The sequence below is a fragment of the Acinetobacter sp. 778_lipA genome, from assembly GCF_058242985.1.
In genome coordinates, this window is sequence record NZ_JBZAYT010000001.1 from 3,586,334 (window position 1) to 3,602,946 (window position 16,613).

The following is a 16,613-nucleotide window of genomic DNA, read 5'->3' on the forward strand; positions in this document are numbered from 1 at the left end:
ATTATTTTTTTTGGCATCAGACTTCTAATCAAGTTTTACTCAATACCAAATATACAGCCTCACTGGTAAATGTACCATCTTGCTGAATCTGATAATACTGTTGTACTTGATCAGCGGCTTTGGACTGTAAATAGCGAATGGTATTGATCCCCTCTACGGGTGTTTGCATACGCTCTACCCAACTTTGAAAATTTAACTGTAAACTTTGCTTTTCAATGGTTTCTACCTTAAAGCTCGCTTGTTCAACGATTGTTACCCATTCCGCCAAACTATAATTTCGAACATGGCTTGGATCACGAATGGTTTCTATAGTCTGAATAAAGGTATCTAAAATAGGGTTAGAATTACCAATAATATCAAACAAGATTACTTTACCATCAGCGCATAATACACGATAAATTTCATGAATCGCTTGAGTGATACTTTGCCAATGATGCGCAGAATAACGACTGATCACACAATCAAAATGCTCAACAGGAAAGTCCAATTGTTCTGCCGCACCAACCTGCCCTATGACATGATTGAATCCCTTGTTTTGAGATTGCGCAGTCACAAGATTGACCATTTCAGGCGTAATATCATAAGCAATCACTTGCTCAGTCAATGCTGCAATCTGATAAGTCACATGCCCACCGCCACAGCCAAGATCCAAAACTCGCTTTAATTGATGCTGTTGGATTAAATTTTGCATTTTTTCAAACTCAATGCCTTGTGCATGTACTTGGCTATTTAAGTATGCTTCTGATTTATTTTGATATTGTGACTGATTAACTTGCTGTTGAGTGGTCATTATCGTGTCCTTCTTGTTGAATAAAACTACAATAGACAACTCAATTTAAAAATAAAAATAATGAATTTTAATAAAATTAATAACTTTATTTTATTGTTAGCTCATGATCACCCGATAATCAGACTGACACGGGTTTTGAATGATGACATCCTGTACCCCCATCTCGTTTCCGATCTTGATATTATAGTTAAATGAAAAATCACCATTATCCTCAAAATTCGCCGTTGTAGGATAGTTCAGTTTTTTAAATTGCGGCACTTTGTTATTGAGCACTAAACGTACCCGAAAATCAGGAATACTATAAAATACCAATGAATTTGGCATATTTTTTAAATTCGATTCAAAAGTTGTAAAACAACTTTGCTGCGCATTCATCGCAAGAAAACTGCCATAATCTTTTTGTTGGTTTTTATCGTTAATCACAGTGAGATTATACTCACTTCCTGTTACCCCCAACAAAAAACCCATTAAATTTGGATTAAATTGATAAACATTTGCGGTTTTACTCCATTTTTCCATTAATACCTGCTTCTTTCCTTTCGCATCATAGAGCACATAGTCACAACTAGAACCATACTGAGTACACGACTCTTTTTGAATTTTCAGTTTTCCTGCACGCCCCAATACTTCGTATTCAGAATCAACTTCGACAGCAGTATCAGCTTGCGCAAAAGCAGAACAGCTACTCAAAAAAGGCAGAGCAAATAAACAACTCTTTATTATTTTCAACATAAATAACGTTCCCGATATCTCAACATTTTTTAATATAGATGCAAGTTCAATTCTTGCTCAAAAAATACAATTTTAACTTTTTACACACGGCGAACTTTTCGATTTAAAGTCCTTACCCCAAGTACGATATCCTTGAGTATCAATATGATAGCGATTATTACCATAAACGCCTAAACCCATTTTATAACTTTTGCCTTCCACTTGCCAAAAATGACACATTTTTTTAAGTAATACTTCGCGATCTTTTTTAATCGTTTCTTTGGGAGATAGCACGTGAAAATCAACTGCATAATTACTTAAATGCTTACTTTTTTCAGCCCCACCTATGCATTTATTTAATTCAGGGGCACGATAGATCGCTGAAATCGTATATGTTTTAAAATAGTCATTTCGATTTAATTTTTCTACCAATTGTAAACTACTCACCACATTTTTCCAAAAGGCTTTAGGTGGAATGGCAAAACGTTTTGAGTAACACTGTTCTGGCATATAGTTTCGGCTGGTTGTCAGCTCCATCAGACTAGGCGGGTGTTTTAAATACTGCGACATAAACTGATAATAATCTGCCAATAATTGGGGGTCTTGTTGCGCCTTCCAAAGCTTGAATTGTTGTTCAATCTGTTGATCTGATGATTTTCTTGAAGATGTGGCCTGATCTGCTTTTTTCTCAGATGGCGTACAGGCATTGAAAACTAATACACCGATGCAGCAGATCGAAATAACAATATTTTTAAAAATTTTCACAATTTCAGCACACTTATTGTTTTATTTTAAAGGGTAAATATTTAGAAATCTAAACCTATTTATACGATTTATTAATCATTGCCATAAGTCATTCTAACCAATCTCATTCACTTTAAAGCTGCTATTTACAAAAATCCACAGAGTTAGTAATTTACAACGGACAAAAATGTCCGTTAAATATCATAATAAAATTTAATGCAATTTTCCCTATGCGTATACGTCAAAAACAAGCGGCACAAAATCGCGAAGATTTGCTCAATGCTGCACTGAAAATATTCCGTAAACAAGGGATTCGTGCGCCATTACAGCTTGTGATTGATGAAGCTGGTGTTGGACGAGCAACCTTTTATCGAAATTTTCAAGATCGCCGTGAGTTGGTCATCGCCTTAATGGAACAAGCATTAACTCGTCTAGACGAACGTGCAAAAAGCTTTTCAGAATATCCTGATGGTTTGATTCGGTTAATTCGCAACCATGTCGAGAATCTGCCTTATCTCACCGCATTGATGGAATATTGGCGCGTGATTGATCGTAATGACCCAAGTATGGTGGATATTTACCAACGGCGTGATGCAATTCTTCAACCGCTGATTGATCAAGCCATTAACCATCATATTTGCCGACCAGATCTCACCCCAAAAGATTATGCGCTGATTACGGGTATTCTAAGAGCTTCCTTTCAAGGATTAACCGATGAAGAGCAAGTTCAACTGGCCGCACGGGCAGTCGACTTACTAATTGATGGCATCAAGGCGTAATTGAGGCAGTTATGGATAAATCGCCACGTTTACTTGAACCCGCTCCAGATTGGACACCTGAAGAGCGTCCAACCTTACCAGGTTCACCTGCGGCTATCGCTCATCCAACACATAAAAAACTGATTTATTTTTTTATTGGTCTGTTTGTTGCCATTTCAGGCAGTTTAAGTAATGGTTTTATTACCGCAAATTTACCACTTATTCAGGGTGAATACTCGCTAACGCCTTCAGAAGCCGCATGGATTCCCGCAGCTTATGTGATGGCAAATATTAGTTCCAACATGATTCTGTTTAAAGCTCGACAACAATATGGATTACGGCTTTTTTCTGAAATTGGTTTAGTGCTTTTTATTTGTGTATTGCTGCTGCATATCTTTGTGCATACCTTTGAAATGGCATTATTTGTCCGTGTGATCAGTGGTTTAGTTGCTGCCCCTCTTAGTTCTTTAGGCATGTATTACATCATGCAGGCCTTTAAACGAGAAAACTTTGGGCGAGGAATTTATCTCGCACTGGGCTTTCAGCAATTGGGTATTCCACTAGCATGGATCATTTCCCCATCTCTGGTCGATGTAAATGACTGGATTGTGCTCTATACCTTTGAGTTAGGTTTAGCGATATGTTGTTTGGCAATGGTGGTTTCTTTAAAACTGCCACGCAGCTTAAGAATCGAAGTCTTTGAAAAACAGGATTTTTTCACTTTTTCCTTACTTGCACCCGGTTTTGCGCTGCTATGTATCGTCTTGACCCAAGGCCCAATCCTTTGGTGGTTTGAAGTCAAATGGTTAGGTTATGCCTTAATTGCTGGATTCAGTCTTATTATTATAGGACTGACTTATGAACATTACCGTGTCAATCCACTTATCATCACTCGTTGGCTAGGCTCAGCCACCACACTTAAGTTTGTGTTTGGTGCATTGGCAATTCGTTTGCTTATGTCTGAGCAAAGTTATGCGGCTGTTAACTTTTTAAAAACTATGGGCATGGGACCTGATCAGTTCGTTACCTTGTATAGCGTAATTTTTCTTGGCATTGTGCTCGGCACGGTTTTTAGCGCCATGACCTTTAAAAGAGAACGCATCTCATGGCACTTGGTCGGTGCTGTGGTCTTGGTTCTTATTGCCTGCGCTCTAGACTATCACCTCACCAGTGATGTACGACCAGAAAATTTTTACCGCAGCCAATTTATCGTTGGCTTTGCCAGTGGTATGTTTATTGGACCATTATTGCTGACAGGGATTATTAATGCCTTACAAAAAGGCCCATCACACATGGTCACTTTTGTGGTGTTGTTCTCTGCAACACAAAGCTTTGGTGGTTTAATTGGAAATTCATTTTTTTCAACCTATCAACAATTACGCACCCAAAATTATCGGGCTGAAATTGTCAGTGACTTGTCACCAACTGATCCATTGGTGGTACAACGACTTGCAGCCTATCAGCAAGCAGCCAATAAATATACTTTAGATGTAGCACTTGAACAGAACCAAGCTTATCGCAATTTAAACCAGATTGTGACACGAGAAGCGCAAGTGCGTGCCTATAATGATGTGATTGCATTAAATGGAATTTTCGCCATTTTACTGTTGATTTGGAGTAGCTTTAATATTGCTTGGACACGCTATCAACTCAAAAAACAGCAACAGCTCCTCAATAGCAGTTAGACAGATCTCAGGCTATTTCTAGATCAGATGATCCATGATGTCACGCTATGTATTAAAAAATATTTGAGAATTCTTATGTCGCAAGATCAAAAACCAACAGAGCAAACAGCAGTTACACCACCACAAGCACCTGCAACAGCAGCAGCGCCACCACCATCCAGTAAGCTTATTCCAACAGCGAAAAGAACATTGCTGTTGATGCTCTTGGTCTTGTTAGTGGGAATTGCTGTGATTATGCGCGCTTGGAAAATTGGTCCTTTTGATAGCACCATAGAATCCACCGACAATAGTTATATCAAAGGCAGAACCACAGTTTTATCTTCTCAAATTAATGGTTATGTCAAAGATGTGTTGGTGACTGATTTTGACCATGTCAAAAAGGGGCAGCCGTTAATGCATATTGATACTACAACCTATGATCAAAAAGTGACTCAGGCTGAAGCTGGAGTTGATCAGGCCAACACCACTTTAGCCAATCAAACCCAAACTATTGAACAACGTAAAGCGGACATTGTGGCTGCACAAGCCAAAGTTGAACAAGCCAAAGCAAGTTATGAACTTTCAACAGCACAGCTCAATCGTTATCAACAATTGGGAAATAGTGGTGCAACCTCCAAAACAGAGCAAGACAAAGCGGCTGCGGATGTAAAAAATAATTTAGCCTTACTCAAACAAGCTGAAGCCAATGTATTGGTTGCTCAAGAAGCATTAAAAACAGCACAAGTGGCTCAATCGGGCTTAAAAGCACAAGTCACCAATGCCAAGGCACAATTTGATCAAGCGGTAACGACAAAGGATTACAGCCTGATTACGGCACCAATGGATGGGCAGTTGGGCGAAGTTAGCCCTCGTGTGGGACAATATGTTGCAGCTGGAACCCAGTTAATGTATCTGATTCCACAACAAACATGGGTGATTGCCAATTTCAAAGAAACACAAATTGCCGATATGCACATCGGACAAAAAGCATCATTTACAGTAGATGCCATGAAACATCAAAAATTTACTGGCCGTATTGAACAGATTTCTCCTGCTGCTGGTGCTGAGTTTAGTGTACTTAAACCTGACAATACCACAGGTAATTTTACCAAGGTCGTGCAGCGTATTTCTGTGCGAATCGCGATTGATCCCAATCAGAAAGGTTTAGAATTTTTACGACCAGGGATGTCTGTAGTGACTTCCGTAGATACCAGCACTCCATGATCCGCCTAATTGAAAAGCTTGAGTTAAAAACCTAGAGATTGAAAAACGCATATAGGGATGAAACTAAATCAAACCTGTCTTGTTTTACAGGTTTGATTAGAATATCTTGAACAGGCTTAATTCAAAGCGATTCATATAACCCCATTCAGTTAAAAATCAGCATGTTTGATCATATTGCCCAAGCTATTCCCTACCAAAATTTAGATGTTGCTGGATCTGTTCAACTTATAGTTAAACGGCTTGATCTAATCCATCCACAAATTTCTGGCAATAAATTTTTTAAACTCAAATATAATTTGATTGAAGCACGTCAGCTTGGCCTAAAACAGATTCTGACTTTCGGTGGTGCTTATTCCAATCATATCGCTGCAACAGCATATGCAGCACAGTTATTTGGATTTAAAAGCATCGGCATAATTAGGGGTGAGGAGTTAGCGCATAAACCGCTCAACCCGACACTGACAACAGCACAACAATTGGGTATGCAGCTAGTTTTTGTTTCACGTGAAAAATATAGGCAAAAAAATAATCATGACTGGATAGATGAATTAACACAACATTATCCGAACACTTATATTATTCCTGAAGGTGGAACCAATGAGCTTGCTATACAAGGTTGTCAGGAAATTTTAACTATAAAAGATTTAAATCATTATGATGTAATTTGCTGTGCGGTAGGAACAGGTGGCACAATGACCGGTCTGATTAACGCAAGTTCACCGCAGCAGGAAATTTTAGGATTTTCAGCACTTAAAGGTGATTTTTTACAACAAGATATCAGTCAACTCACTCATAAAAAAAATTGGCAAATATTGGATGATTATTGTTTTGGAGGTTATGCCAAAACCAATGATGAATTACTTAGCTTTATAAATAACTTTGAGCAGCAATATCGCATTCCGCTTGAACAGATTTATACTGGAAAAATGTTTTATGGAGTTTTTGATTTGATTTCAAAAGGTTACTTTAAAGAAAATTCAAAAATTTTGATCCTGCATAGTGGTGGTTTGCAAGGACGTAGCTGAATCACATCAGTTTATATTTGTCCTGAAAATTAATTTAAATTTGTCTATAATCCCATGCTCAAAGATTCCATGAGTGTAATATGTCTTCTAACCAATATGATGTGATTGTCCTCGGCGCAGGTGCTTCAGGTTTAATGCTTGCGGCAAAAGCAGCTGCCCGTGGTCGTAAAGTCTTAGTGGTTGAGAAAGCCAATAAAATTGGTAAAAAAATCCTCATGTCAGGTGGTGGTAAATGCAACTTCACCAATCTTTATGTCGAGCCTGAAAATTTTATTTCACATAACCCACATTTTGTCATCTCTGCCCTGACGCGTTATACCAATTGGGACTTTATTGGAATGGTCTGTGAATATGGCATTGACTACGAAGAACGCAAACATGGACAACTGTTTACCTTAAATGGCGCAAAAGAAATCTTAAGCATGCTGCTCAACGAATGTGAAAAAACACATCGTGTTGAGATCAAAACTAGTTGTGAAGTCAAAGCGATAAATACCGTTGACGATCTGACTTTTCAAGTCGCCACCAATTTAGGCTATTTTCAAGCTGAATCTGTTGTTGTTGCCTCAGGTGGCTTATCTATACCAACATTGGGTGGCTCTGGCATCGGCTATGAAATTGCCAAACAATTTGGGCATCATATCTATCCTACACGCGCAGGTTTAGTTCCCTTCACTTTTTCAGATCAATTTAAAGAAGTTACGACTCGTTTAAGCGGGAATGCGGTTGAAGCCACGCTTTCTAACGAGCTAATTGCATTTACTGAAGCGTTGCTGTTTACACATCGTGGCTTAAGCGGACCAAGCTCATTACAACTTTCAAATTATTGGCATGCAGGACAAGCATTCCACATTAACTTTCTACCAAGTCTTGAGCTGTTTGATTTTTTAAAGCGCAAAAAGCAAAGCCAACCGAAGGTGTTAATCAGAACCTTACTGACTGAACATCTACCTAAAAGTGTGGTGATTGAACTCCAAAATCTCATTTGGTCCGAGTGGGCTGAAACGGCGATTGGACAATTAAGTGATGAAAAACTAGAAAATATAGCCAATAAATTACAGCAATTTGAAGTTAAGCCTTCTGGCACTGAAGGTTATCGTACTGCAGAAGTCACTTTAGGTGGTGTCAACACCGCTGAAGTTTCATCAAAAACCATGGAAAGTAAAAAACAAAAAGGTTTATTTTTTATTGGTGAGATATTAGATGTGACAGGTCATTTAGGCGGTTTTAATTTTCAGTGGGCATGGGCTTCAGCACATGCCGCTTCAGAATATGTTTAATCTAAAGTGATCAATAGAAAGCTTATTCTAAATAATCTGTTTTAAATAAAATAAGATGGCTTTGGATTTGCTGCTTCTGCGTCACCCGTTGAATCGCCAAGTCCATCGACTTTAGATCATTGTTTTTTGCAAATAACGACTGATGAATTTTGTTTAAAAAAAAGATTATCTTCATTTCAATTCCTTTGAAAATGATATTTATCAGATATATAAATTTTATATCGCCTACATATTTATCCATCAAATTTAGACAATAAATCATCTGATGTCTATCTATTTTCTTTAAAAAAGCCGATAAAATTCATGCGTTGCAAATACAATCACTCTTGAGATTTGTTTTGAGATTCATGTTGTTGCTTAACGATTTCTGATGGTTGCTTTTTGGGTTTTGCAAATACAAATTTATAAGCACTTGCTAAAAAACCTACAGTGATTCCTGCAATCACAATCGGCGCAATAAAATTATTTGGCTTTTTCTTTGACATCTTTATTTTCCTCTCACTTTTGCCCTAAAAATAAAAAGATCGATCAAGCATCAATCCTGATCGATCTTTAAAAGAATTTAAATGTTAATTCGGGTCATCTTTATCCTGTTTGAGCGAATCAGTAAGTGATTTGTACTCATTTTCAATCGTAGGAGTATCTGCTGTTACTTGCGTAGCATCTGTACTACTTGGCTGTGATGAATAAGTATTTTCTTGCTTTAAAGGATTCGGCTGATTTGCCTCTTTCTTGGCTTTATCAATTAAATCGGTTAAAACGCGTTCTGCAGGTTGACGGCCACCTAGACCAAAAGCCAATGCAAAAGCAACCGCAACAGAACCCAAGGTTAAACCAAATGCAAGGTTAACAATCGAGTCAGCAATTCCCATAGCTTTTAAGCCCATTGCGATAACCAAGCCCATGATCAAAACCCGAACCAAGTTGCCTAACCATCTTGAGCTATTGTACTCACCACGCTGTACCACATTCGCCACGATATTGGCCAACCAAAAACCAATCACCAAAATTACTGCGCCTAACAAAATGTTGGCACCAAAGTAAATAAACATGGAGATCAAATGACTGACTTGTTCAAATCCAAGTCGATTTGCCGCTTCGGAAACTGCAAATAACATGGTAAAGAAAACAATCAGATAACCAATGATACAAGAAACTTTAGTGTCACCCAAAAAGCGTTGCAAATCTAATTTTGCAGGAATCTCATCAACACCTGTTCCAGCAACAACTTCTGAAACCAAACGCCCCACAAAACGAGACACCACATAAGCCACAATTAAAATTAATCCAGCTGCAATAATATGTGGAATCGCATACATGATTTCACCCAGCATAGCGGTTGCCGGCTGTGAAATAGCTTGTATACCAAGTGCTTCAAATGCCACAATTAAAGCAGTAATCATGACAATTGCGAAAACAAAAGAACCTAAAAACTTAGCTAAACCTTGATTTGAGTTTTTAAATAGTCCTACCTTTTCAATTTGGGTTTGTAAATTTAAACTGTTGATTAAACCTTCGACAATCCCTCGTAGGATTTTTGCCAAGATATAGCCTACAAAGACGATTACACCCGCAATGAAAATATTTGGAATATAAGAGACTGCTTCAGTCAACATATTCTGCACTGGAAGCAATAAACCTTGTAAACCTAGAATTGACAAAACAATTGGTAAGAATAGTAATAAAATGAGCCAATAAACAATATCAGCGATATTTTGGCTGATCGGGCTCACTCCCACATCTGCACTTAATTTTTCATCAAGTTGAGTACGATCCAACGCTTTTTTTAAACCAACTTTAACCAGATTTGCTACAATCCAACCAATAAATCCAATAGCTACAGCAGCAAGTAATTGTGGAATAAATAATAAGAATTGCTGAATCATCAAACTGAATGGGCTACTTACGCTGGTAAGATTAAGCACATTTAATGCACCAATCACAGCAATCACCATCACGACCCAAAAAATAATTCGTGAAAGAATATTTTCAATATTTGAACGATGACCTGTTGCGGAAGATAATTTTGTATTTGTACCTAATTTTTCTAGGATTTTTTTAATTCCTGCTGCAACAATAAGTGCAATAATCCATCCAACAATAAGGATGGCTACAGCAGCAAGAATCGGATGGAATTGATCCCAATAATACATGGCATCAAATCGACCCCTTGTTTGTAAAATTTCATTCATTTTTATTCCCTCAAGTTGTAGATTTATAGCAATATGAGCGTGCTCAAATGACTTTAAGCAACATTCTTTATTTGAATTGAATACTTGATGAATTACTCTTCTACTTTATCTATTGCTTATATAACGAGCAAATTTAACTGCATAAATACAACAAAAGCATGCAAAAAATAAAAAACTCCAGCTTTAAAGCTAGAGTCTTGTCTTATGAATATTTTATTTATATGTGATAAATAAAAATTAAAGCCAGTCAGCGATCATGTAAACAAGCAAGGAAACGAGAAATAGCCCCACAAGAATTAGCATATAAATGGGTAAGCGATTCTTATGCGTTATATCTTCAGTACTTGTTACATAAGATGGTTTATTGAAATCGTGTTTCATGACGTCCACCTCCATCAATTGATGTATTTTTATACTAACAGGCTATTTGTGATCTGTGTGTAAAAATATTTTAAGCAAAAGTAAATTTTAATTCGGGCAGTTCTTGAAAGATAAATGAGCTATAATATGTACCCCATTTTTTGGCTATTGTAGATATGGCTTATCAACGACAAAGTGTCGAGTTGGACTTGGACACTGATGTCACGCATCAATGCTTCACACATACCTCAAGAGATGATCATCTCATTGGAATTATTGAATTTAATAAGCCAAGTTATATTCTAAAATGGGGCGATTTGGAGTATTTCCGTCGCCGTACAGATGAATTATCAGTTATGCCATTCCCAGAATGTATCAATGCCATGATTATTGATATTCGCAATATTGTGCCATTTCTGGATAACGAAGTTCCAATCGTGCCATGGCGTTTACTTGAAGAAGACTGCCCTATACGACTTGTTGTACCTCAAGATCGTTTAGAACATTATGCAGGGATCTTTGAACCGACGTGGTTAACAACAGACATTGAAATTGCCATTCAAGAATTACGCGAATTTATGGATATGTTCGTACACTAACAGCATATCCATAGCTTAAAAATAAGATTTATTTTTTACTTATTTGTATTAATACAAATTTCATCAATGACTTTGATTTCTCAAAGTAAAGTCAACAATTTAAATAGCTCATTGACCAAACATTTTAGCTGCCATACGCTGCGCTTGCTTTCCATAAAACCAATAGGTAATTAAATATAAAGGGATTGCTAACATCAGCAACATGATCAATGCAGTGAGCAAAAATTGAGTATTTTGCAGATACATCACAAAGGTTTTCCACACTTCTGGATCATTCTGAGAAAAAAACCAAACACCCGCAAATACCCCAAGTAAATTATAGCCCCAAAATATTGCAGTATAACCAAGGGTCAGTTTTTTACGCTCTTGGTCTGTAGGCGCACGGCGTTGTTGTTTGAGAAAACGATATAACACGATAATCATCGCAATCAAATAAGGTATTGCGGTTAAAACGCCAGCAATTTCATTGGGCAATAATGCAGCCAATACACCTGCAACCATGGTCAAGACTAAACAAAGCAGCAAAAACCACAAAAAATATTTGTTTAAAGACACCATGAATACAGCCTTGATTGCATAAAGAACAATATTATAATTTTTTTTCAACTTTTTTTCATTTTCTTGTCAACCAATTTGAAACTGTTGTCGTTATATAAGTATAAGGTCTGCAGCAACCAAATTGATTGCACGGCATCCGCAAAAAAATTTGGAGACCTTCTCTCAGAGAAACTAAAAACTTATGCTTCTTAAGATTCAACTTAGCAGCCTGAATCTTTATAACGAAGTATTTTGGCCGACGATTTACTCATCACTCGAATCGTCGGCTTTTGTTTTTCTGGCGTTTATGTTTCTAGCGTTTCTGCTGATAAAACTTACATGTGCTTTGTGTACTCGTTCTAAGACAAAAAAATTTTAAAACTTGCAATTAAAATCATGCCTCAATAAAAATGTATAAATCACCTTGTAGTTGATAAAACAATTTTCACTTTTTTGTATTGTCAATAAGTAAGACAATCTCTGGTTAAACATCTGCTCAATGTGAAGTTTGCTTCATTTTGAACTGTTGAGCCACTTTTAAAATCGCCATAAACCCAGCGACTGTAAAAGCCAACATCAAAATTCCCATATTCAATAAATGATTCCATACGAGAAAATTCAATATAACACCACCCAATAGACCACAAGCAAACTGCATACTGCCCATAATTGCACTTGCAGTTCCTGCTCTTGAGCCTTGTTCAGACATCGCTAATGCCATCGCATTCGGCCCAGTAAAACCAATACCTGAAACCGTAAGGAATAAACCCAACATCACAATCGCCAGTGGCGCAATAGACATGAAACCTGCATAGACAACAATCAGCCCACCTATTACTTGAATCACACCACCAATTTTTAAACGTAGAATCACCGAGAGTCGGTTGGCTAAATGCTTATTGATAGAAGACAGCAAAATAATACCGAAAGCATTAAAACCAAAGGCAATAGCAAACTGTTGCTGAGTTAAATGATAGCCATCCATCAACACTGCTGCTGCGGAACTGATATAACAAAATAATGCTGCTCCGGTAAAACAACCTGCCAACATTGGAAAACGAAAGCTTCGGTCTTTAAAAATAGAAGCATAGAGGATAAAAACTTGTTTAAAATTGAGATGCAACCTGCGTTCTGATTCTAGTGTTTCTTTAAAGAAAAAATGTACACAAAACAAGCAAAATAATCCAATTATAAACAAAGCGATAAACACACTTTGCCAACTAAAGAATTGTAGAATGACTGCACCCAAGGTTGGAGCAAGAATTGGGGCAATCCCCATCACAATCATCATACTGGAAAAAGCTTGCGCCGAACCTTGCACATCTAAACGGTCTCGAATTGCAGCCCGTGCCATCACCACCCCCACACAGCCCCCTAAGGCTTGTAAAACACGTGCGGCAATCAACGACCAATGATCAGGTGCTAAAACACACAACAAGCTAGCAAAAGCAAACAAGGTCATACCAAAATAAAGCGGTTTCTTACGCCCAATACGGTCACTGATTGGTCCATAAATCAATTGACCAACAGCAAGACCAAAAAAATACGCCGGCAAGGTATTGGCGATCTGCTGGGTCGTCACATTAAAATCTTGCGCCATTTGTGGCAATGCTGGCAAATACATATCAATGGATAATGGTCCCAAAGAGGTAAATAAAGCCAAAAGCATAATCCAGCCCGTTGAATACTGCTGACCAACGTTTTTTTCAGACATAGATGGTTTATAATTTGATAAGGAATGTTGCAGACAAGTTTACACTGTCCATTGTATGATTTGTCACAAAGATAAGTGAAAAGCCATATAAGCCAAATCGCATTGCCCAAGTAAATAACACCCTATTGATTTAACAAGGATTTCCTTTGAACACTTGGCTGTTAAAACTCAGAAAAGCAACCTACAACACAAGTTTCATGTATAACTTGAGAATGATCATTGCCTTTACAGGGACTGCATTTGTACCTTATCTGTTGGGGCAGCAGTTAATGACTATTCCTCTTACATTAGGTGTGGTTGCAGCAGGTCTCAGTGATATAGACGATCGCTTCTCTGTACGTATCATGAATTTGATCTATACCTATATCGGATTCTTTATCACCGCTGCCTCAGTGAGCCTGCTCTTTCCTTACCCTATTCTGTTTGCCTTAGGTTTGATTGTTTCTTGTATCGGTTGGATTTTATTGGGTTCTTTGGGACGTCGCTATGCCACCATTTCTTATGGCTGTTTGGTGGTTTCTGTGTATTCCATGCTTGGGGTGCATTTATTTGATCAATGGTATATCCAGCCAAGTCTATTGGTGGTTGGTGCAATTTGGTATGGGCTTATTTCAACCATCAGTTTTTTACTGTTCCCAGTACGGCAAGTTCAAGACAAATTGTCTCAATGTTTTTCATCATTAGGTAATTTTCTATTTTCCAAATCCAATTTGTTTGATGTCGATATGACACCAACCAGCTATCAAGACAGTATGATTAGTTTGTCTATGGAAAATGGGCAGCTCATCAACATTTTTAATGATATGCGTACTGCCTTGTTGACGCGTTTAAAGGGTGACCGAGGTCAACGAGATACGCGTCGTAGTTTACAATATTACTTTGTTGCACAAGATATTCATGAACGGGCCGATTCAGCACATATTGATTATCAAAAGCTGGCCAAAATGTTTGAACATAGTGATGTGTTATTTCGTTTTCAACGCATTTTAGCGCTGCAAGGCAAAGCCTGCAAGGATCTAAGCGATAGTATCTTACACCGTACCACCTACCAGCATAATGTCCGTTTTGAGCATGCTTTTAAAAACCTCAGATACTCGCTGGATAAACTCAAAAAAGAAGAAAATTATGACTTAATTTGGGTCAATTCACTGTTTGCGCTTTATCAAAACTTAAAGTCGATTGATGCACAATTACAAAATCTCGAAACTGAACGACATATAAAATACGATCAAAGTAAAAATTTTGAAAACCAACTCAAAGATGATGACCTCAAAGGATGGGATGATATTGCCATTCGAATCAAACAAAATTTAACCCCCGAGTCTGTACTTTTTAGACATGCAATTCGCGTTTCGATTGTTTTGTTTATTGGCTACGTTTTTGTGCAACTCACCAATATTGAATACGGTTACTGGATTCTATTAACCGCGCTGTTTGTCAGTCAACCGAACTTTAACGCCACCAAGCGTCGTTTGAGATTACGGATTATTGGAACATTGGGTGGTATTATTTTAGGTTATATGATTTTGTATTTTGTGCCATCTATTGAAGGACAACTCTTATTACTCGTACTCAGTGGTGTATTGTTTTTTGATTTACGCAGTAAACAATATGCTCAAGCCACAGCCTTTATTACCATCATGGCATTGATCAATTTCAACTTGGACGGATTGGGGTATGAAGCCGCTCTGCCCCGTATGATCGACACTGTTATTGGCTGTGCCCTCGCCTGGTTCGGTGTCAGTTTTATTTTCCCTGACTGGAAGTTCCGTCGTTTACCCCGCACCATTCAACGCTCACTGGAAGCTCAATGCAATTATTTGGCAAACGTTGTCGTTCAATATCATCAGGGACGCAACAATAGTTTAGATTATCGAATTGTTCGTCGTGCTGCGCATAATCGCGATGCAGATGTTGCCTCACTGATTTCAACCCTTGCCACTGAACCAGATTTTGACCCAAGTCAAAAAAGCTTAGCTTTTGAGTTCTTATGTCTAAATCATACCTTCCTTAGCTATATCGCAGCACTCGGTGCACATCGTGAGCAAGTGAAAGATCAACAGGTGCTTAATCTATTGGATCAAGCTTTAGATGATATCTCTGGGGCTTTATTACGGGATGAAATGCCTGATTTAACCGCGCATAATATGTTGAAAGCCATTCGTGCCCGTTTAAGCCAATCTGAGTCAGAAGACTCTAAATCACTCATTATTCTTCAACAATTGTCATTAATGTTCAGTATTTTAAAGCAACTGAGTAGCTTGAAACAGAATTTAAGCCATGAACGAGATGATCAATCTACTGAATTGGCTTCTTTATAAATCTGCATCTAAATTGCATCGTTATTTGGTACAATAGGTGCACTAAATCTTGAGATTTAGTGCTAAACTCTGACTAGATTTACATACATTACTGACACTATGACTGCCAAGAATATTTACGCTTATACCTTACAACCTGTTCCGTACGAAGTTTCGGAAGCCGAACAACGCGGCGCTCAACTTGCAATTTGGCGTAGTACCAATAAAATTGGGATTAAAGCTTGGGCAATCATGGGTGTAGCAGTCATACTCTCATTACTTGGCATCGCTTTAATTAAAAACTATTCAACCATTATTTTTTGGGTGGTTCTTGCTGCAGTTGCCATCTATCTTTTGGTTCGCAAGTTCGGTCTTGAATGGTATGTAAAACGCAAGATGAATGAATTTCCAGTTCAGGAAATCAAAGGTGTAAAATTAGGTGTACAGCCAAGCGGTATTGTGATGCGTCAACAAATGGGTGTACAAGAAGGTGTTGGAACAGTGGCTTGGAAAGACATTTATGAATGGTACAATACCCCTGAATTCTTACTGGTAAACTTTAAAGTAAAAGGCCAACAAGGCGCATATATTCTACCTAAACGTATGGATAGCAAGAATTTCCCCTTTGAAACACTGCGTAAACATTTAAAAGAAGTTGTTGGTGAACCCAAGACACTTTAATTTAAAATTTTAAAAGACCTCCATTTTTGGAGGT

Annotated in this window: 16 protein-coding genes; 8 read left to right on the forward strand and 8 right to left on the reverse strand. The window is 37.8% G+C overall.

What is annotated here, in order from left to right; all coding sequences use genetic code 11:
* Nucleotides 1-28: 28 nt before the first annotated feature.
* The 3 genes from AC4CUY_RS16925 to AC4CUY_RS16935 form a co-directional block, all read right to left on the reverse strand.
* Nucleotides 29-790: a class I SAM-dependent methyltransferase gene (locus tag AC4CUY_RS16925; RefSeq protein ID WP_490774483.1), complete on the reverse strand. Its 762-nt coding sequence runs from the start codon at nucleotides 788-790 to the stop codon at nucleotides 29-31.
* 96 nt (nucleotides 791-886) lie between these two features.
* The gene (locus AC4CUY_RS16930) at nucleotides 887-1,522 is read right to left on the reverse strand and encodes a hypothetical protein (protein ID WP_336952110.1); all 636 of its coding nucleotides are present in this window, start codon (nucleotides 1,520-1,522) and stop codon (nucleotides 887-889) included.
* Nucleotides 1,523-1,594: 72 nt separating this feature from the next.
* Nucleotides 1,595-2,266, reverse strand: a complete 672-nt coding sequence (locus AC4CUY_RS16935; protein ID WP_419328192.1) for a D-Ala-D-Ala carboxypeptidase family metallohydrolase — start codon at nucleotides 2,264-2,266, stop codon at nucleotides 1,595-1,597.
* Between the two features lie 209 nt (nucleotides 2,267-2,475).
* On the opposite strand from AC4CUY_RS16935, the gene AC4CUY_RS16940 reads away from it, so the two are divergent.
* The 5 genes from AC4CUY_RS16940 to AC4CUY_RS16960 all read left to right on the forward strand — a co-directional run bounded on the left by AC4CUY_RS16940 (nucleotide 2,476) and on the right by AC4CUY_RS16960 (nucleotide 8,196).
* A complete protein-coding gene (locus tag AC4CUY_RS16940) occupies nucleotides 2,476-3,024 on the forward strand; it encodes a TetR/AcrR family transcriptional regulator (RefSeq protein ID WP_419328191.1) in 549 nt (182 codons plus the stop codon).
* 11 nt (nucleotides 3,025-3,035) lie between these two features.
* On the forward strand, nucleotides 3,036-4,688 hold the full coding sequence (locus tag AC4CUY_RS16945) for an MFS transporter (protein WP_483770670.1): 1,653 nt from the start codon (nucleotides 3,036-3,038) through the stop codon (nucleotides 4,686-4,688).
* Between the two features lie 75 nt (nucleotides 4,689-4,763).
* Nucleotides 4,764-5,891, forward strand: a complete 1,128-nt coding sequence (locus AC4CUY_RS16950; protein WP_336952114.1) for an HlyD family secretion protein — start codon at nucleotides 4,764-4,766, stop codon at nucleotides 5,889-5,891.
* A gap of 161 nt (nucleotides 5,892-6,052) precedes the next feature.
* On the forward strand, nucleotides 6,053-6,916 hold the full coding sequence (locus AC4CUY_RS16955) for a 1-aminocyclopropane-1-carboxylate deaminase/D-cysteine desulfhydrase (RefSeq protein WP_336952116.1): 864 nt from the start codon (nucleotides 6,053-6,055) through the stop codon (nucleotides 6,914-6,916).
* Nucleotides 6,917-6,996: 80 nt separating this feature from the next.
* On the forward strand, nucleotides 6,997-8,196 hold the full coding sequence (locus AC4CUY_RS16960; RefSeq protein WP_490774484.1) for a BaiN/RdsA family NAD(P)/FAD-dependent oxidoreductase: 1,200 nt from the start codon (nucleotides 6,997-6,999) through the stop codon (nucleotides 8,194-8,196).
* 22 nt (nucleotides 8,197-8,218) lie between these two features.
* Here the strand turns inward: AC4CUY_RS16960 and AC4CUY_RS16965 are convergent, their stop codons facing one another.
* From AC4CUY_RS16965 to AC4CUY_RS16975, 3 genes are all read right to left on the reverse strand, one after another.
* Complete coding sequence (locus tag AC4CUY_RS16965) at nucleotides 8,219-8,371, reverse strand: hypothetical protein (protein ID WP_336952118.1); 153 nt, start codon at nucleotides 8,369-8,371, stop codon at nucleotides 8,219-8,221.
* Between the two features lie 145 nt (nucleotides 8,372-8,516).
* Nucleotides 8,517-8,681, reverse strand: a complete 165-nt coding sequence (locus AC4CUY_RS16970; protein ID WP_004723765.1) for a hypothetical protein — start codon at nucleotides 8,679-8,681, stop codon at nucleotides 8,517-8,519.
* A gap of 84 nt (nucleotides 8,682-8,765) precedes the next feature.
* Complete coding sequence (locus AC4CUY_RS16975; RefSeq protein WP_336952119.1) at nucleotides 8,766-10,388, reverse strand: mechanosensitive ion channel; 1,623 nt, start codon at nucleotides 10,386-10,388, stop codon at nucleotides 8,766-8,768.
* A 536-nt stretch (nucleotides 10,389-10,924) separates the two neighbouring features.
* On the opposite strand from AC4CUY_RS16975, the gene AC4CUY_RS16980 reads away from it, so the two are divergent.
* Nucleotides 10,925-11,347, forward strand: coding sequence for a hypothetical protein (locus AC4CUY_RS16980; protein WP_004817681.1), 423 nt, complete (start codon nucleotides 10,925-10,927; stop codon nucleotides 11,345-11,347).
* Between the two features lie 108 nt (nucleotides 11,348-11,455).
* Here AC4CUY_RS16980 and AC4CUY_RS16985 read toward each other — a convergent pair whose 3' ends face one another.
* Together AC4CUY_RS16985 and AC4CUY_RS16990 are read right to left on the reverse strand one after the other, a co-directional pair.
* Entirely contained in the window at nucleotides 11,456-11,905 is a 450-nt protein-coding gene (locus AC4CUY_RS16985) for an ABZJ_00895 family protein (protein ID WP_105714347.1), read from the reverse strand.
* Nucleotides 11,906-12,380: 475 nt separating this feature from the next.
* On the reverse strand, nucleotides 12,381-13,598 hold the full coding sequence (locus AC4CUY_RS16990) for a multidrug effflux MFS transporter (protein ID WP_419328183.1): 1,218 nt from the start codon (nucleotides 13,596-13,598) through the stop codon (nucleotides 12,381-12,383).
* 146 nt (nucleotides 13,599-13,744) lie between these two features.
* Between AC4CUY_RS16990 and yccS the strand changes: the two genes are divergently transcribed.
* Complete coding sequence (yccS, locus tag AC4CUY_RS16995; RefSeq protein ID WP_490774485.1) at nucleotides 13,745-15,919, forward strand: YccS family putative transporter; 2,175 nt, start codon at nucleotides 13,745-13,747, stop codon at nucleotides 15,917-15,919.
* A 99-nt stretch (nucleotides 15,920-16,018) separates the two neighbouring features.
* Nucleotides 16,019-16,579, forward strand: a complete 561-nt coding sequence (locus tag AC4CUY_RS17000; protein ID WP_004817689.1) for an SdpI family protein — start codon at nucleotides 16,019-16,021, stop codon at nucleotides 16,577-16,579.
* The last annotated feature ends 34 nt before the right edge of the window (nucleotides 16,580-16,613 follow it).